At 71.5% G+C, this 17247-nt stretch carries 15 protein-coding genes; 12 read left to right on the forward strand and 3 right to left on the reverse strand.

All coding sequences use genetic code 11. From position 1 onward, the window contains the following. Positions 1-19: 19 nt before the first annotated feature. The 7 genes from AW27_RS25145 (at position 20) to AW27_RS25175 (ending at position 6265) form a co-directional block, all read left to right on the forward strand. On the forward strand, positions 20-892 hold the full coding sequence (locus AW27_RS25145; protein WP_063890639.1) for a cell division protein FtsQ/DivIB: 873 nt from the start codon (positions 20-22) through the stop codon (positions 890-892). Between the two features lie 279 nt (positions 893-1171). Next, the gene (gene ftsZ, locus AW27_RS25150; protein ID WP_037926877.1) at positions 1172-2377 is read left to right on the forward strand and encodes a cell division protein FtsZ; all 1206 of its coding nucleotides are present in this window, start codon (positions 1172-1174) and stop codon (positions 2375-2377) included. 17 nt (positions 2378-2394) lie between these two features. Next, entirely contained in the window at positions 2395-3159 is a 765-nt protein-coding gene (pgeF, locus tag AW27_RS25155; protein WP_037927593.1) for a peptidoglycan editing factor PgeF, read from the forward strand. Next, positions 3146-3865 (forward strand): YggS family pyridoxal phosphate-dependent enzyme, encoded by a 720-nt coding sequence (locus AW27_RS25160; protein WP_037926875.1) that lies wholly within the window; start codon positions 3146-3148, stop codon positions 3863-3865. Before pgeF ends, AW27_RS25160 begins: the two co-directional genes overlap by 14 nt. A 149-nt stretch (positions 3866-4014) precedes the next feature. Continuing rightward, the gene (locus tag AW27_RS25165) at positions 4015-4632 is read left to right on the forward strand and encodes a cell division protein SepF (protein WP_037926873.1); all 618 of its coding nucleotides are present in this window, start codon (positions 4015-4017) and stop codon (positions 4630-4632) included. 60 nt (positions 4633-4692) lie between these two features. Then, on the forward strand, positions 4693-4989 hold the full coding sequence (locus tag AW27_RS25170; protein ID WP_030664053.1) for a YggT family protein: 297 nt from the start codon (positions 4693-4695) through the stop codon (positions 4987-4989). Between the two features lie 82 nt (positions 4990-5071). Beyond that, the gene (locus AW27_RS25175; protein ID WP_037926869.1) at positions 5072-6265 is read left to right on the forward strand and encodes a DivIVA domain-containing protein; all 1194 of its coding nucleotides are present in this window, start codon (positions 5072-5074) and stop codon (positions 6263-6265) included. Positions 6266-6561: 296 nt separating this feature from the next. On the opposite strand, the gene ileS is transcribed toward AW27_RS25175, so the two are convergent. Next, positions 6562-9720, reverse strand: coding sequence for an isoleucine--tRNA ligase (ileS, locus tag AW27_RS25180; RefSeq protein WP_037927590.1), 3159 nt, complete (start codon positions 9718-9720; stop codon positions 6562-6564). A gap of 588 nt (positions 9721-10308) precedes the next feature. Between ileS and AW27_RS25185 the strand changes: the two genes are divergently transcribed. From AW27_RS25185 to AW27_RS25200, 4 genes are all read left to right on the forward strand, one after another. Further along, positions 10309-11109 (forward strand): TraR/DksA family transcriptional regulator, encoded by an 801-nt coding sequence (locus AW27_RS25185; protein WP_037926866.1) that lies wholly within the window; start codon positions 10309-10311, stop codon positions 11107-11109. A 155-nt stretch (positions 11110-11264) separates the two neighbouring features. Beyond that, positions 11265-11834 carry a signal peptidase II gene (gene lspA, locus AW27_RS25190; protein WP_037926863.1) on the forward strand — a complete coding sequence of 190 codons (570 nt, stop codon included), beginning with the start codon at positions 11265-11267 and terminating at the stop codon, positions 11832-11834. 53 nt (positions 11835-11887) lie between these two features. After that, a complete protein-coding gene (locus AW27_RS25195) occupies positions 11888-12829 on the forward strand; it encodes an RluA family pseudouridine synthase (RefSeq protein WP_037926860.1) in 942 nt (313 codons plus the stop codon). A 99-nt stretch (positions 12830-12928) separates the two neighbouring features. Next, positions 12929-14521 carry a Na+/H+ antiporter gene (locus AW27_RS25200; RefSeq protein WP_037926858.1) on the forward strand — a complete coding sequence of 531 codons (1593 nt, stop codon included), beginning with the start codon at positions 12929-12931 and terminating at the stop codon, positions 14519-14521. Here the strand turns inward: AW27_RS25200 and AW27_RS25205 are convergent. After that, complete coding sequence (locus AW27_RS25205; RefSeq protein WP_052031197.1) at positions 14518-15579, reverse strand: mechanosensitive ion channel family protein; 1062 nt, start codon at positions 15577-15579, stop codon at positions 14518-14520. The two genes, AW27_RS25200 and AW27_RS25205, sit on opposite strands and share 4 nt — an antisense overlap. 63 nt (positions 15580-15642) lie before the next feature. On the opposite strand from AW27_RS25205, the gene AW27_RS25210 reads away from it, so the two are divergent. After that, a complete protein-coding gene (locus AW27_RS25210; protein WP_037926856.1) occupies positions 15643-16212 on the forward strand; it encodes a dienelactone hydrolase family protein in 570 nt (189 codons plus the stop codon). Between the two features lie 81 nt (positions 16213-16293). On the opposite strand, the gene AW27_RS25215 is transcribed toward AW27_RS25210, so the two are convergent. Beyond that, complete coding sequence (locus AW27_RS25215; protein WP_037927581.1) at positions 16294-17241, reverse strand: zinc metalloprotease; 948 nt, start codon at positions 17239-17241, stop codon at positions 16294-16296. Positions 17242-17247 lie beyond the last annotated feature (6 nt).

Genomic DNA, 17247 nt, shown 5'->3' on the forward strand with positions numbered 1-17247 from the left:
GGACGCAGGAGGCACAGGAGTGGCCGGAGCGACGACCGCACAGCGCGGAACACCGTCTTCCGACGGGCCCGGCCGGTCGCCCCGCAAGGGCGCCGGCTCTCCCAGGTCCCCGAAGCCTCCGAAGCCCCCCAAGCCCCCGAAGTTCGCGAAGGCCGCGAAGAAGGCCGCCCCACGGGGCCCCGGCAGACACCTGCGCCGGGGTCCTGTGCTGGCGTCCCTGGCCGCCGCGGTCCTCCTCGTCTCCGGTGGCACCTGGGTCCTCTACGGGTCCTCCTGGCTCCGTGTCGAGAGGGTCACCGCCACCGGCACGGAGGTCCTCACCTCCGAGCAGGTGCTCGCCGCCGCGGCCGTCCCGGTCGGCGCCCCCCTCGTGAGCGTCGACACGGACGAGATCGAGAGCCGTGTCCGGGGGCGTCTGCCCCGCATCGAATCGGTCGATGCGGTGCGGGCCTGGCCGCACGGAATCGGACTGAAGGTGACCGAACGCAAACCGGTCCTGCTCATCAAAAAGGACGTCAACTTCGTGGAAGTGGACGCATCGGGTGTGCGCTTCGACACGGTTCCGAAAGCACCCGGGGGTGTTCCGGTCCTCGAATTGAACGCGGCGGGCTCCCCGAGCGCCCGCCGCTTCGACGAAGAGCGGCTGCTGCACGAGGCCGTGCTGGTCGCCGGATCCCTCCCGGCGCCGATCGCCAGGGAAACCGTGCAGGTCACGGTGGGTTCCTACGATTCGATCGTGCTGGAGCTGGCCGGGGGCCGGTCCGTGCGGTGGGGCAGCGGCGAACAGAGCGACGCGAAGGGGCGCGCACTGACCGCTTTGCTGAAAGCCGCTCCGAAGGCCGTCCACTTCGACGTGAGCGTCCCCACCGCCCCTGCGGCGGCCGGGAGTTGACGTCAGGTCGAACAGCGGCGCACCCTGGTTGGCCAGCGATACGGGTGATCACATAGGGTGAAAAGAAAAACGGGAGGTTCGGCGTGTTCGTTGAACACGCGCTACTTGTCGACTTAGTGTCCTGTTCGGAAGAGTCCAAGGAACAGACACACCCCTAACCCTAAACTTCAGGGTGAGGGTTCGGGTCGGCGCGTTCGGACCGTCCCTATTTCGGCATCAGTCGTCGCAACGCAGGCCCGCGAGGCGGCGACACGTAACTCGAGGCGAGAGGCCTTCGACGTGGCAGCACCGCAGAACTACCTCGCAGTCATCAAGGTCATCGGTGTCGGCGGCGGTGGTGTCAATGCCATCAACCGAATGATCGAGGTCGGTCTCAAGGGCGTCGAGTTCATCGCCATCAACACCGACGCCCAAGCGCTGTTGATGAGCGACGCCGACGTCAAGCTCGACGTCGGCCGTGAACTCACCCGGGGCCTCGGCGCCGGAGCGAACCCGGCCGTCGGTCGCAAGGCGGCAGAGGACCACCGCGAGGAGATCGAGGAGGTCCTCAAGGGGGCCGACATGGTCTTCGTCACCGCCGGTGAGGGCGGCGGCACCGGCACCGGCGGCGCACCCGTCGTCGCCAACATCGCGCGCTCGCTGGGCGCCCTGACGATCGGTGTGGTCACCCGGCCGTTCACCTTCGAGGGCCGGCGTCGCGCGAACCAGGCGGAGGACGGCATCGCCGAACTCCGCGAAGAGGTCGACACCCTCATCGTCATCCCCAACGACCGCCTGCTGTCCATCTCGGACCGCCAGGTCAGCGTCCTGGACGCCTTCAAGTCGGCGGACCAGGTCCTGCTCTCGGGCGTCCAGGGCATCACCGACCTCATCACCACCCCGGGTCTGATCAACCTCGACTTCGCCGACGTCAAGTCCGTGATGTCCGAGGCGGGCTCGGCCCTGATGGGCATCGGCTCGGCCCGCGGCGACGACCGCGCGGTGGCCGCGGCCGAGATGGCGATCTCCTCCCCGCTGCTGGAGGCGTCCATCGACGGCGCCCGCGGCGTGCTGCTCTCCATCTCCGGCGGCTCCGACCTCGGTCTCTTCGAGATCAACGAGGCCGCGCAGCTGGTGAGCGAGGCCGCGCACCCCGAGGCGAACATCATCTTCGGGGCTGTCATCGACGACGCGCTCGGCGACGAGGTACGGGTCACCGTCATCGCGGCCGGATTCGACGGCGGACAGCCCCCGGCCCGCCGGGACAACGTCATCGGCGCCGCGTCCACCAAGCGGGAAGAGCCCGCCCCGGCCCCGGTCCGCGCCCCCGAGCCGGTCCGCCCGGCCTTCGGTGGACTCGGTACGGTCCCGCCGCGCGAGGAGCCCCCGGCCCCCGCCGAGCCGGCCCCGGTCGAGGTCCAGGCCCCCGCGCCGCAGGTCCCCACGGCCCGGCCGTACCAGGACAGCCCGGCCGAGGAACTGGATGTCCCGGACTTCTTGAAGTGACACCCGAGCAGCACCACGTGGGCGGCGCCCACTTCGCCTTCACCGACCGGTGGGGCGGAGTGAGCGCCGTTCCGTACGAAGAGCTCAACCTCGGCGGCGCGGTCGGCGACGACCCGGCCGCCGTTCTCGCGAACCGGGCCCTGGCGGCGCGGTCGCTGGGCCTCGACCCGGACCGGGTGGTCTGGATGAACCAGGTCCACGGCCGGGACGTGGCGGTGGTCGACGGCCCTTGGGGAGACGCCGGTATTCCGGCCGTGGACGCGGTGGTGACCGCCCGTCGGGGGCTCGCCCTCGCCGTGCTCACCGCCGACTGCACGCCGGTCCTGCTGGCGGACCCCGTCGCCGGAGTCGTCGCGGCCGCCCATGCCGGACGGCCCGGACTGGTCGCCGGGGTGGTGCCGGCGGCGGTGGAGGCGATGGTCTCCCTCGGCGCCGAGCCCGGGCGGATCGTCGCCCGCACCGGACCTGCGGTCTGCGGGCGCTGTTACGAGGTGCCGGCCCAGATGCGGGAGGCGGTGGCCGAGGCGGTGCCCGCCGCCCGGGCCGAGACCAGTTGGGGAACGCCGGCGGTGGACGTGGTCGCGGGGGTGCACGCCCAGCTCGCGGAGGCGGGGGTGGTGAACGGCGACCGTTCCCCGGTCTGCACACTGGAGTCGCGGGACCACTTCTCGTACCGCCGTGACCGGGTGACCGGGCGACTTGCGGGTTATGTCTGGTTGACGGAGCTTTCCCGGGGGGAGACCCCCGGACCCCCGGGGGAAAAGAAGAATGACGGATCGTAAGTCGGAGCTCGCCGAGAACCTGGCGCGGGTGGAGGGGCGCATCGCGTCCGCCTGTGCGGCGGCGGGCCGCCGGCGCGAGGAGGTGACCCTCATCGTGGTCACCAAGACCTACCCCGCGAGCGACGTGCGCCTGCTGGCGGAGCTGGGCGTCCGCCACGTTGCGGAGAACCGTGACCAGGACGCCGCCCCCAAAGCCGCGGCCTGCGTGGATCTGCCGCTCAGCTGGCACTTCGTCGGTCAACTGCAGACCAACAAGGTCCGTTCCGTGGCGCGGTACGCGCACGTGGTGCAGTCGGTCGACCGGGCCCGGCTCGTGACCGCCCTCTCGGCGGCCGCGACGGGCGCCGGACGCGAGATCGGCTGTCTCGTCCAGATCGCCCTCGACGCCGAGTCGGGTGAGCGGGGGAGTCGGGGCGGTGCCTCGCCCGAGCAGCTCGCGGAGTTGGCGGACCTCGTCGCCGGGGCGCCGGGGCTGCGGATCGACGGACTGATGACCGTCGCACCGCTGTCCGGCCACTACGCGGGACGCGAACAGGCCGCCTTCGAGCGGCTGGTGGAATTGTCATCCCAGCTGCGCGCGGACCATCCGACTGCCACGATGGTGTCGGCCGGGATGAGCGCAGACCTGGAACAGGCCGTTGCGGCCGGTGCGACACATGTACGCGTCGGCACTGCGGTACTCGGCGCGAGACCCCGGCTCGGGTAACGTCGCGAAGAAAGTCGGACCACAGCAGAAAATATGGTCATTCCCGCCGATGAGCGGGCAGACCACGTGGATCGCGGGCAGTTGGTGACATTCGTGACACGGCGGCACCTGCGACAGGGCGATCCACCACAGAGCGGAGGACTCGGAGAATGGCCGGCGCGATGCGCAAGATGGCGGTCTACCTCGGCCTCGTGGAGGACGACCGGTACGACAACCCGGGGTACGACCCCGACGACGAGTTCGAGCCCGAGCCGGAGATGGAGCGGGCTCGGGAGCGGGATCGCCGACAGCAGCCCGTGCACCAGTCGCCCGTATCGGACGAACCGGTACGAGCCGTACAGCCTCCGGCGCAGCGGGAACCCATCCCAATCCCGGCGGAAAGCGGACGTCCTGCGCGAATTGCCCCCGTGGCATCCATCACACCTGATCGCACGAACCTGGAGAAGAACGCCCCCGTGATCATGCCCAAGGTCGTCTCCGAGCGGGAGCCGTACCGCATCACGACACTGCACCCCCGGACCTACAACGAGGCCCGTACCATCGGGGAACACTTCCGTGAGGGCACTCCGGTGATCATGAATCTCACGGAGATGGACGACACGGACGCGAAGCGTCTCGTGGACTTCGCCGCCGGACTCGTGTTCGGTCTGCACGGCAGCATTGAACGCGTGACACAGAAGGTGTTCCTGCTGTCGCCTGCTAACGTCGATGTCACGGCGGAGGACAAGGCCCGCATCGCGGAGGGCGGGTTCTTCAACCAAAGCTAGACCGATCCGTCAGATACGGGACCGGGAACAGATCGGAAAACGGGGAGAGGGAAGCACGGGATGGGCATCGCGCTGCAGGTGGTCTACGTCGTGCTGATGTGCTTCCTGATCGTGCTGATCTTCCGACTGGTCATGGACTACGTGTTCCAGTTCGCACGTTCATGGACACCCGGCAAGGCGATGGTGGTCGTTCTGGAGGCCACCTACACTGTCACCGATCCACCGCTCAAGCTCCTTCGGCGGTTCATTCCGCCGTTGCGTCTCGGCGGCGTGGCACTCGACCTGTCCTTCTTCGTTCTGATGATCATCGTTTACATCCTCATCAGCTTCGTGAGCACCGCTGCGAGAAGCGTGTGAACGATGAGCTTCCCCGCACGCGCGGGGACGGTCCCGATACGGTCTTGCCGACTGCCGACGACTACGTAGAGGTGAAGAAGACATGCCGCTGACTCCCGAGGACGTGCGGAACAAGCAGTTCACGACCGTCCGCCTCCGAGAAGGCTATGACGAGGACGAGGTCGATGCCTTCCTCGACGAGGTCGAGTCCGAACTGACGCGCCTGCTGCGCGAGAACGAGGACCTGCGCGCCAAGCTGGCCGCCGCCACGCGTGCCGCCGCGCAGAGCCAGCAGCAGCAGGGCATGCGCAAGCCCGAGCCCCAGGACCAGCGCGGCCCCGGCGCCCCCGTGCCCGCGGCCATATCCGGCCCGCCGCAGCAGCAGAACCCGCAGATGGGCCCGCCCCAGCTGCCGGGTGGCGCCCCGCAGCTCCCGCCGGGCCCCGGCGGCCAGGGCCAGCAGGGCCCCGGCCCGATGGGCGGCCCCATGGGCGGTCCCATGCAGCAGCACCCCATGGGCGGACCGCAGGGCATGGGCCAGCAGCCCATGGGCCAGCAGCAGTCGATGGGCGGCCAGAACCCGCTCGGCCAGCAGATGCAGCCCATGGGTCAGCAGATGCAGCCGATGGGTCAGCAGATGCAGCCCATGGGCCAGCCCATGCAGCAGATGCAGCAGCCGCAGCTCCCGCAGCAGGGCCCCGGTGGCGACAGCGCCGCCCGCGTCCTGTCGCTGGCGCAGCAGACCGCCGACCAGGCGATCGCGGAGGCCCGCTCCGAGGCCAACAAGATCGTCGGCGAGGCCCGGTCGCGCGCCGAGGGCCTGGAGCGGGACGCCCGCGCCAAGGCCGACGCACTGGAGCGGGACGCCCAGGAGAAGCACCGCGTCGCGATGGGCTCCCTGGAGTCCGCCCGCGCCACGCTGGAGCGCAAGGTCGAGGACCTGCGGGGCTTCGAGCGTGAGTACCGCACGCGGCTGAAGTCCTACCTCGAGTCGCAGCTGCGCCAGCTGGAGACCCAGGCGGACGACTCCCTGGCCCCGCCGCGCAACCCGGCCGGTCCGGCGCTGCCCCCGTCGCCGTCGCCCTCGATGGCTCCGGCCGGCGCGATGGGCCACTCCATGGGCGGTCCGTCCATGGGCGGTCCCTCCCCGATGGGTGCCGGTCCGTCGTACGGCGGCCAGCAGCAGATGTCCCCGGCGATGACCCAGCCGATGGCTCCGGTGCGGCCGGCCGCACCGCAGCCGATGCAGGCGCCGTCGCCGATGCGCGGCTTCCTGATCGACGAGGACGACAACTAGGCGCCGCCGCGCAGTCGGCAGTCACGGGCCGGGCCCGGTTCCCCTTCGGGGGCACCGGGCCCGGCCCGTTTCCGTACCCGGCCGCAGCCGCAGCCGCAGCCGCAGCCGCGGGCGCTCCGCCCCGGGACCCCGCGCCTCGCACCCCGGCGGGCCTGCCCCTCCGGCCGGTCCCGGGCCGCCTTCCGGCGGCAGCAGGGAGAGCCCCGGCGACCGGGTCCGGACGGAGTCCGGGAAACGGCGGCGGCCCGCACCCCCGCCCCGGGTGGGGGAGGGGGTGCGGGCCGCCGCGGAGCGGGCTACGCCTTGCGCAGGCGGAACGTCAGGCCCAGGGGCTCGTCCGCGAAAGGCTCGCCGTAGGCGGCGTCGGCGTCGCCGGACGCGAAGTCCGTGGCGAGCACCTCCTCCGCGATGAGGCCGGCGTGGTCCGTCAGGGCCGTCACGACCTCCGGGTCCGAGGCGGACCAGCGCAGCGCGATCCGGTCCGCCACGTCGAGGCCGGAGTTCTTCCGGGCCTCCTGGATCAGGCGGATCGCGTCACGGGCCAGGCCCGCCAGCCGCAGCTCCGGGGTGATCTCCAGGTCCAGGGCCACCGTCGCGCCCGAGTCGGACGCCACCGACCAGCCCTCGCGCGGGGTCTCGGTGATGATGACCTCCTCCGGGGAGAGGGAGACCGACTCCCCGTTCACCTCGACCTCGGCGGAGCCGGACCGCAGCGCCAGCGACAGCGCCGCCGCGTCGGCCGCGGCCACCGCCTTCGCCACGTCCTGGACGCCCTTGCCGAAGCGCTTGCCCAGCGCGCGGAAGTTCGCCTTCGCCGTGGTGTCCACCAGGGACCCGCCGACCTCCGAGAGCGAGGCCAGGGAGGAGACGTTCAGCTCCTCCGTGATCTGGGCCTGGAGCTCGGGGGAGAGCGCATCGAAGCCCACCGCGCCGACCAGCGCCCGCGAGAGCGGCTGGCGGGTCTTCACGCCCGACTCCGCGCGGGTCGCCCGGCCGAGCTCGACGAGGCGGCGTACGAGCTGCATCTGCTGCGACAGGGCGGGGTCGATCGACGCCGGGTCCGCGGTCGGCCACGTCGACAGGTGCACCGACTCGGGGGCGTCCGCAGTGACCGGGACCACCATGTCCTGCCAGACCCGCTCCGTGATGAACGGGGTCAGCGGCGCCATCAGCCGGGTGACCGTCTCGACCACGTCGTGCAGGGTGCGCAGCGCCGCCGCGTCGCCCTGCCAGAAGCGGCGGCGCGAGCGGCGGACGTACCAGTTGGACAGGTCGTCCACGAAGGCGGAGAGGAGCTTGCCCGCGCGCTGGGTGTCGTAGGCCTCCATCGCCTCCGTGACCTCGCGGACGAGGGCGTGGAGCTCGGAGAGGAGCCAGCGGTCGAGGACCGTGCGGTCCGCCGGGGCCGGGTCGGACGCCGAGGGCGCCCAGTTCGACGTACGGGCGTACAGAGCCTGGAAGGCGACCGTGTTCCAGTAGGTGAGGAGCGTCTTGCGGACGACCTCCTGGATCGTGCCGTGCCCCACCCGGCGGGCCGCCCACGGGGAGCCGCCGGCCGCCATGAACCAGCGGACCGCGTCCGCGCCGTGCTGGTCCATGAGCGGGATCGGCTGGAGGATGTTGCCCAGGTGCTTGGACATCTTGCGGCCGTCCTCGGCGAGGATGTGGCCGAGGCAGACCACGTTCTCGTAGGACGACTTGTCGAAGACGAGGGTGCCGACCGCCATCAGCGTGTAGAACCAGCCGCGCGTCTGGTCGATGGCCTCCGAGATGAACTGCGCCGGATAGCGCTTCTCGAAGATCTCCTTGTTCTTGTAGGGGTAGCCCCACTGAGCGAACGGCATCGAGCCCGAGTCGTACCAGGCGTCGATGACCTCCGGCACCCGGACCGCTTCGAGGGAGCACCCCTCGTGGGTGCAGGTGAAGGTGACGTCGTCGATGTACGGGCGGTGCGGGTCCAGGTCCGAGTGGTCCCGGCCGGACAGCTCGGACAGCTCGGCGCGCGAGCCGACGCAGGTCAGGTGGTTCTCCTCGCAGCGCCAGATCGGCAGCGGGGTGCCCCAGTAACGGTTGCGGGAGAGCGCCCAGTCGATGTTGTTGTTCAGCCAGTCGCCGAAGCGGCCCTGCTTGACGGAGTCCGGGAACCAGTTGGTCTTCTCGTTCTCCCGCAGCATCGCGTCCTTGACGGCGGTGGTGCGGATGTACCAGGACGGCTGCGCGTAGTAGAGCAGGGCCGTGTGGCAGCGCCAGCAGTGCGGGTAGCTGTGCTCGTAGGCGATGTGCTTGAAGAGCCGGCCGCGCGCGTCGAGGTCGGCGGTCAGCTTCTCGTCGGCCTTCTTGAAGAAGACGCCACCCACCAGGGGGACGTCCTCCTCGAAGGTGCCGTCGGGGCGGACCGGGTTCACGACGGGCAGGCCGTACGAGCGGCAGACCGCGAGGTCGTCCGCGCCGAAGGCGGGGGACTGGTGGACCAGACCGGTGCCGTCCTCGGTCGTGACGTACTCGGCGTTCACCACGTAGTGGGCCGGGGCCGGGAACTCGATCAGCTCGAAGGGGCGCTCGTAGGTCCAGCGCTCCATCTCCTTGCCGGTGAAGGACTCGCCGGTGGCCTCCCAGCCCTCGCCGAGCGCCTTCTCCAGCAGCGGCTGGGCGACGACGAGCTTCTCGGTGCCCTCACCGTCGGTACGGCGGGCGACGACGTACGTGACCTCGGGGTGCGCGGCCACCGCGGTGTTCGACACCAGGGTCCACGGCGTGGTCGTCCAGACCAGCAGCGCCGCCTCGCCCGCGAGCGGGCCGGAGGTCAGCGGGAAGCGGACGTAGACGGAGGGGTCGACGACCGTCTCGTAGCCCTGGGCCAGCTCGTGGTCGGACAGGCCGGTGCCGCAGCGGGGGCACCAGGGGGCGACGCGGTGGTCCTGGGTCAGCAGACCCTTGTTGAAGATCTCCTTCAGCGACCACCACACGGACTCGACGTACTCGGGGTCCATGGTCCGGTAGGCGTCGTCGAGGTCGACCCAGTAGCCCATGCGGGTCGTGAGCTCGGCGAACGCGTCGGTGTGGCGGGTCACGGACTCGCGGCACTTGGCGTTGAACTCGGCGATGCCGTAGGCCTCGATGTCCTGCTTGCCGTTGAAGCCCAGCTCCTTCTCGACGGCGAGCTCGACGGGCAGGCCGTGGCAGTCCCAGCCGGCCTTGCGGGCCACGTGGTAGCCGCGCATCGTGCGGAAGCGGGGGAAGACGTCCTTGAAGACGCGGGCCTCGATGTGGTGCGCGCCGGGCATGCCGTTCGCGGTGGGCGGGCCCTCGTAGAAGACCCACTCGGGGCGGCCCTCGGACTGCTCCAGGGTCTTGGCGAAGGTCTTGCTCTCGCGCCAGAAGTCGAGGACCGCGTGCTCAAGGGCAGGCAGGTCGACCTGGGCGGGTACCGGGCGGTACTGCGGCGGTGTGGTCATGAGGCTGAACTCTTCCTCCGGCGGGTTGTCACTTCCGTCCGGAGGGACGAGAGCCGACTGCTGCTCCCGCGGTACCACCCTCCTTGGCCGCCGGACGGATCCGGTGGCCCCCTCATTGGGGTGCGAAGCCGGTTCTACTAGCCCTGCGGGGGACCCGTGGCTTTCTTCCGGCGGCTCAGGGGTGATCCTTCACGTCGCGCTCGCCCCCGGGCTCTCACCGTCCCCGGGTCGCTCCTGGCTGCGTCCGACGCTACTCGTCCCCGTCCATGCCTTTCGCTGGGCCCAGTGTACGGGTGCGGGCCGTGCTCGGCAGACCGGTTTTCGGGGGCCCCGTGGGGCCCCGTGGTCTCGGCGTGGCGGGGGTGCGGAGGAGGAGCCGGGGCGGTGCCGGGAGTGACCCGAACGGGCCAACGTGCCGCAGCGGCACGACGGCGGGCCGGCAGCGGCGGATTACCGGGGCTCCGGATGGGCACAACGGATGCAGGTTGACCTCGACGGATGCGTGCCCCGTTGCCGCGGGGGCGGAGCCGATTTATCGTTCCGGCACGATTCGCGAGCAATATCACAGTATGTGAAGGGGCCGCGGCCATGGTGGCGAAGAAGACAGCGGTCTCCGGGGACCCGGCGCCCGCCGAGAAGGCGACGGCGGCGCGTACGACGGCCGCCACGAAGGCTCCGGCGAAGAAGGCTCCGGCGAAGAAGGCATCGGCGAAGAAGACGGCCGCGGCCGAGAAGGCTCCGGCCGGGAAGGCGACGTCCGCCGGGAAGGCGGCCGCGGCCGGGAAGAAGGCGGCGGCCGGGAAGAAGACGGCCGCCGTCCCGAAGCGGACGGCCACGGCCAGGAAGGCCGCGGCCGAGGGGGCGGCGCACGCCGCCGAGAAGACTGGAGTCCCGAACGTGGTTGCCAAGAAGAGCACCGGTGCGGCGCGGAAGACGGCCGCGGCCGCCACGAGCGGGCTCCCCAAGACCCGGGTCACGGCGCCCGCCGCCCCAGGTGACCTCGCCGTACGGCCCGGGGAGGACCCGTGGACGCCCGAGGAGGTCGAGGGGGCCCGCGCGGAGCTGGCGTCCGAGGTGCTGCGGCTGCGCGCCGAGCTCGACGCCTCCGAAGTGGCCATTTCCGGCCTGATGCGCGACTCGGGCGACGGCGCCGGGGACGACCAGGCCGACACGGGCACCAAGAACATCACGCGGGAGTCGGAGCTCGCGCTCGCGGCCAACGCCACTTCGATGCTGGAGCAGACCGAGCGGGCCCTGGAACGGCTGGAGGCGGGCACCTACGGGCTCTGCGAGAACTGCGGGAAGCCCATCGGCAAGGCCAGGATGCAGGCCTTCCCGCGGGCCACGCTGTGCGTGGACTGCAAGCAGAAGCAGGAACGGCGCCACTAGGTCCGTGACCGGGCGTCGCCGGCGCGGCACCGGGCGCCGCGCCGGCGGGTGACGGGAAGGCGGGAGGCGGGGCAGGCGGTCTGCCTGGGCCCTGACGTACCCTCGTCTGGTCAGGGTCCAGGAGGAGCCTGGGTCGGCTAGTTCGAGGGACTCACGTGGCAGAGGCGGAGCGCATCATCGGTACGCCGGAGGTCGGGGACGTCGGGGACGGCGCCCGGCCGGAGTCGGCCGCGCCCAAGGGGCGTCGGCGGATCGCGGCACTGCTCGTCGTCGCGGTGCTCGCCTACCTGCTGGACCTCGGCACCAAGATGCTGGTCGTGGCGAAGCTGGAGCACCAGCCGCCGATCGAGATCATCGGGGACCTGTTGAAGTTCGAGGCGGTCCGCAACCCGGGCGCCGCCTTCGGCTTCGGCGAGGCCTTCACCATCATCTTCACCGCTATCGCCGCGGCTGTGATCGTCGTGATCGTGCGGCTGGCCCGCAAGCTCTACAGCCTGCCGTGGGCGATCGCCCTCGGTCTGCTGCTGGGCGGCGCGCTGGGCAACCTCACCGACCGGATCTTCCGTTCGCCGGGTGTGTTCCGCGGGGCGGTCGTCGACTTCATCGCCCCGGCCCACTTCGCCGTCTTCAACATCGCCGACTCGGCGATCGTGTGCGGCGGCATCCTCATCGTGCTGCTGTCGTTCAAGGGCCTGGACCCGGACGGCACCGTCCACAAGGACTGACCGATGCGCTGATCGCGGGACGGCCCGTCCGCCGAGTCCTGCATACTCGACGGGTGAGTACGATTCCCGAGATCCGCACCCTGCCCGTTCCCGATGGCCTCGAAGGCGAGCGCGTCGACGCCGCCATCGCCCGTATGTTCGGTTTCTCCCGGACCAAGGCGGCCGAGCTCGCGGCCGAGGGGAAGGTGTCGGTCGACGGCAGCGTCGTCGGGAAGTCCGAGCGCGTGCACGGCGGCGCCTGGCTGGAGGTCGAGATGCCGGCGCCCCCGCGGCCGGTCGAGGTCGTGGCCGAGCCGGTCCCGGGCATGGAGATCATCCATGATGACGACGACGTCGTCGTCGTCATGAAGCCGGTGGGCGTCGCCGCCCACCCGAGCCCCGGCTGGACCGGCACCACCGTCATCGGTGGCCTCGCCGCCGCGGGCTACCGCATCTCCACTTCGGGCGCGTCCGAGCGCCAGGGCATCGTGCACCGCCTCGACGTCGGCACGTCCGGTCTGATGGCCGTCGCCAAGTCGGAGCGTGCCTACACCTCGCTGAAGAACCAGTTCCGCGAGCGGGTCGTGGACAAGCGCTACCACGCACTGGTCCAGGGCCACCCGGACCCGATGAGCGGCACGATCGACGCGCCGATCGGCCGCCACCCGAGCGCGGACTACAAGTGGGCGGTGACCCAGGACGGCAAGGCCTCCGTCACCCACTACGACCTGATCGAGGCCTTCCGCGCCGCCTCGCTGCTGGACATCAAGCTGGAGACGGGGCGTACGCACCAGATCCGCGTGCACATGTCCGCGCACCGCCACCCGTGCGTCGGCGACCTGACCTACGGCGCCGACCCGACCGTCGCCAAGCGGCTCGGGCTCACCCGCCAGTGGCTGCACGCGGTCCGGCTGGGCTTCGAGCACCCGGCGGACGGGCAGTGGGTGGAGTTCGAGAGCACCTACCCGGCGGACCTCCAGCACGCCCTCGACGTGATCCGCGCCGAGAGCGAGTAGCGGCCCGGCGCACGGCCCCCGAGGGGCGGCCCGGCACCCGACACGCGACCGCGGCCGCGACCGCCGGGGCCGGGCGCGGCGGACTGGCAGGGTGGGGGAGTGGATCAGCTTGCTCTGCTGTTCGTGCTCCTGCTCGGGGCCGTGGTCATGGTGCCGCTCGGGGACCGGCTGGGACTGCCCGCCCCGGTCCTGATGACGCTCGGCGGGGTGGTCCTCGCGCTCGTGCCGGCCGTGCCGGAGGTCGAGGTACCGCCCGAGTTCATCCTGCCGCTGGTGCTGCCGCCCCTGCTGTACGCCTCCGTGCAACGGACCTCGTGGCGCCAGTTCGCCGCCAACGTGCGGCCCATCCTGCTGCTGGCCGTGGCCCTGGTCTTCGTCACGACGGCCGCCGTGGCCGCCGTCGCCCATTCCGTGGTGCCCGCGCTGCCGCTCGCCGCCGCCGTCGCGCTCGGTGCGCTCGTCGCGCCGCCCGACCCGGTGGCCGCCACCGCCGTCGCCGGATCGCTCGGGCTGCCCCGCCGCATGGTCTCGATCCTGGAGGGCGAGGGGCTCTTCAACGACGTCACGGCGATCGTGCTCTACCACGTGGCGGTCGCGGCGGCCGTCAGCGGCGGCTTCTCCTGGCCCGACGCGCTCGGGGAGTTCGTGCTGTCCGCCGTCGTCGCCGTGGCGGTCGGCCTCGGACTGGGCTGGACCGCCCACCGCCTGATGGGCCGGCTCGGCGACGCCACCCTCCAGATCGGCCTGACACTGCTCGTGCCCTTCGTGTCGTACACGGTCGCCGAGGAGCTCCACGGGTCCGGGGTGCTGGCCGTGCTGACCACGGCCCTGTTCCTCGCCGAGTACGCCTCCGACGCCGACGACGTGCTGGGGCGTCTGGCCGGGCACACCTTCTGGGAGGTGGTGGACACGCTGGTCACCGGCGTGGCCTTCGGGCTCATCGGGTTGGAGCTGCACAACGTCTTCGGGACGGCCCACGACCGCGAGTGGGAGATGGCGGGATGGGCTGCTGTCGTCGTCGCGGTGGTCGTCGGGGTACGGCTGGTATGGCTGCTGCCGGCGGGCTGGCTGGCGCAGAAACTGCACCGGCGGCGCGACTATGACGAGGAGATCCCGCTGAGCTGGCGGGAGAGCGTCGTGATGTGGTGGGCGGGCATGCGCGGGGTGGCCTCGGTCGCCCTGGCCCTGGCCATCCCCCTGGAGACGGACGCGGGCGAGCCCTTCCCCGCGCGCGACGAGATCGTCTTCATCGCCTTCGCGGTGATCATGGTGACGCTGGTGTGCCAGGGGCTCACCCTGCCGTGGCTGGTGCGGCGCCTGGGCGTGGAGGAGGACACCGACGCGCGGCGGGACGCCGAGCGGCACCTGGCGATCCGCGCCGCCAAGGCCGCCAGGCGCCGGCTGAAGGAGATCGAGGAGGTCGAGGAGCTGCCGGAGGACCTGATCGAGCAGCTGAGCCGGCGCGCGTACGACGTGGGGGCCAGGATCAGCCCGGACATGGTGGACGAGGAGCGGCGCGAGGCGTACGCGCAGCGGGTGCAGCGGCTCCACGACATCCAGCGGATCCAGCGGGAGATGATGTCGGCCGCCCGCCACGAGGTGCTGGCCGCCCGCAGCGAACCAGGCTCCGACCCGGAGGTCGTCGACCGGGTGCTGCGCCACCTCGACGTGCGCAGCCTGCGCGCCCCCTAGGGCCGGTCCGGGGTCTCCGGGGCAGGGGGCGCCGGGGAGGTCGCGACGCGCGGGAGGGCGTAGGGATGGTGGGCCGCCAGCCAGGTGATCAGCTGTTCGCGGACCGCGCAGCGCAGGGTCCAGAGGTCGTCGGCGTCCTTGGCGGTCACCACGCCGCGGACCTGGACGGTGTGCGGTGTGGTGTCCGTCACGGCGAGGCCACCGCCGCGGCCGTCCCACTCGGGCAGGCTCGCGAGGATCTGCCGGAACCGCTCCCGCATCAGGTCCAGGGGTGCGCGGTGGTCGAGGTGCCAGAAGACCGTCCCGGTCATCTGGGCACCTCCGCGCGACCAGTTCTCGTACGGTTTGCTCGTGAAATACGACACAGGCATCGTGATGCGGCGTTCGTCCCAGGTGCGGACGGTCAGGAAGGTCAGGGTGATCTCCTCGACCCGGCCCCACTCCTCGTCGACCACGACCGTGTCACCGATGCGGACCGTGTCGCCGAAGGCGATCTGGAGCCCGGCGAAGAGGTTGCTCAGTGAGGACTGGGCGGCGATGCCGGCCACGATGCCGAGGACGCCCGCGGAGGCCAGGAGCGAGGCGCCGGCCGCACGCATCGGGGGGAAGGTCAGCAGCATCGCCGCGACGGCGACCACGACGACGACCGCCGTGACCGCCCGGTGGATCAGTGTGACCTGGGTGCGCACCCGGCGGACCCGGGCCTCGTCCTCGGTCGCCGCGGCGTAGCGCGCGTACGCGGAGTCGACGGCGGCCGTCGCGATGCGCACCGCCAGCCAGGCCACCGCGGCGATGAGCACCAGCGCGAGGAAGCGGCCGACGCCGACGGGATGGTCGGGCAGCAGGCCCGCCCGGCGGTAGGAGCCCCTGAGCAGGGAGGTGCACAGCACCACCTGGAAGGGGAGCCGGCAGCGGCGCAGCAGGTCCCACAGCGGGGTCTCCGGATGCCGGGCGTCTGCCCGGCGCAGCAGCAGGTCGAGCAGCCGGCCCGCGATCAGGGTGGCGACCAGCACGCCGCCGACGACCGCCACCGGGCGCACGAAGTTCTCCGTCTCCATGGGGATGAACGTAGCGGGAAGCGCCGGCGCACCGGCGCCTGCGACGGCTGGCACGATGGAGGCATGAACATCGTGCTTTTCCATTCGACGTACGGGCTGCGGCCCGCGGTGCACGCGGCGGCCGACCGGCTGCGCGCGGCCGGTCACCAGGTCCAGGTACCGGACCTCTTCGAGGGGCGCACCTTCGAGACCGTCGAGGAGGGCATGGCCCACCAGGACGAGATCGGCCGTGACGAGTTGTTGAAGCGGGCCGTGCTGGCCGCGGCCCCCCACTCCGACGCGGGCCTGGTGTACGCGGGCTTCTCCTTCGGCGGTTCCCTCGCCCAGCACCTGGCGCTGGCCGACGAGAAGGCGCGCGGGCTGCTCCTGCTGCACGGGACGGCCGACCTGGAGGACGGTGCGTCGGTGGACGGGCTTCCGGTGCAGCTGCACATCGCGGACCCGGACCCCTTCGAGCCGCACGACTGGCTGACGGCCTGGTACCTGCGGATGCAGCGGGCCGGCGCGGACGTGGAGGTCCACAGCTACCCGGGCGCCGGGCACCTGTTCACCGACCCGGACCTCGACGACTTCGACGCCGAGGCTGCGGGGCAGGCATGGACGGCCGCGATCGGCTTCCTCGACAGCCTGTAGCCGCGCGGGGGACGGTAGGCGGGGACACGCGGGAGGGCCCGGTCCGGCGGATGCCGGACCGGGCCCTCCCCGTCGCTGGGGTCAGCCCGCCCGGTAGGCGGTCCAGCTGCTGCTCATGCGGGCCACCTGGCCGGCGGTGAACTGGTACATGCAGGAGTCGTAGGTGTAGTCCATGAAGTTGTGGATCGGGTCCGCACCCGACTTCTTGGTGCAGCTGTCGCGCCCGGTCGGGCACTCGTACGCGGCGCTCTTCTCGGCCGGGGTGTCGGAGACGTAGTCGCCGTTGCCGTTACAGCCGCCCTGGAAGGTGTGGTAGAGCCCGAGCCAGTGGCCGACCTCGTGGGTGGCGGTGTCGCCCTCGTTGTAGTTGGCGGAGGAGCCGCCCGGCAGCGAGCTGTCGAGCACGACCACGCCGTCCATCGTGGGGTTGGAGGCGTAGGAGGTCGGGAAGGTCGCCCAGCCCAGGAGGCCGCCGGAGAGCTTGGCGGTGTAGAAGTTGAGCGCGCCCGGGCCGCCCTTGCGCAGGGTGTTCTTCATGTCCTTCTCGGCCTGGGAGCCGGAGGCCAGGTTGTACCAGGAGGCGTTGTCCGTGTAGTCGGTCGACGCCAGGGTGAACTGGAAGTTCGTGTTGACGTTGCCGCTGCCCTGGCCACCGTAGGCCGCGTTGAGGACGGAGAGCTGGTTACTGACGTCCGTGGACGTGAGCTTGCCGGCGGTGCCGGAGTGGACGACGTGGAAGTACACGGGGATGTTCACCACGGCCTCGGCCGCGGCCAGGCTGCGCTGCGGCTGGTTCTTGAGGGCCTTGTCCAGCTTCGACTTGAGGTCGGAGTCCATGGCCTTGGCCTGCGCGTCAGTGAGCTCGTTCGGCTCGTCCGCGCGCTCGTCGTGGGCGCGGGTCACGCGGGCGTTGGCGGGGGCGGCTGCCCCGTCGGCGCACACCTCGGCGGGGCTCTTGGCGGCCGCGAGCGTGGTGGGGGCGGCGAGCGGGGTGAAGGCCAGGGTTCCGGCCAGGACAGCCGTGCCCATCAGGCG

The sequence above is a fragment of the Streptomyces sp. PCS3-D2 genome (assembly GCF_000612545.2).
GTDB lineage: Bacteria > Actinomycetota > Actinomycetes > Streptomycetales > Streptomycetaceae > Streptomyces.

Coding starts and splice junctions, on each gene's coding strand:
- AW27_RS25160 (WP_037926875.1), top strand. CDS start 3,146: ATGACGGATCGTAAGTCGGAGCTCGCCGAGAACCTGGCGCGGGTGGAG.
- AW27_RS25165 (WP_037926873.1), top strand. CDS start 4,015: ATGGCCGGCGCGATGCGCAAGATGGCGGTCTACCTCGGCCTCGTGGAG.
- AW27_RS25170 (WP_030664053.1), top strand. CDS start 4,693: ATGGGCATCGCGCTGCAGGTGGTCTACGTCGTGCTGATGTGCTTCCTG.
- AW27_RS25175 (WP_037926869.1), top strand. CDS start 5,072: ATGCCGCTGACTCCCGAGGACGTGCGGAACAAGCAGTTCACGACCGTC.
- ileS (WP_037927590.1), bottom strand. CDS start 9,720: ATGACCACACCGCCGCAGTACCGCCCGGTACCCGCCCAGGTCGACCTG.
- AW27_RS25185 (WP_037926866.1), top strand. CDS start 10,309: ATGGTGGCGAAGAAGACAGCGGTCTCCGGGGACCCGGCGCCCGCCGAG.
- AW27_RS25205 (WP_052031197.1), bottom strand. CDS start 15,579: ATGGAGACGGAGAACTTCGTGCGCCCGGTGGCGGTCGTCGGCGGCGTG.
- AW27_RS25210 (WP_037926856.1), top strand. CDS start 15,643: ATGAACATCGTGCTTTTCCATTCGACGTACGGGCTGCGGCCCGCGGTG.
- AW27_RS25215 (WP_037927581.1), bottom strand. CDS start 17,241: ATGGGCACGGCTGTCCTGGCCGGAACCCTGGCCTTCACCCCGCTCGCC.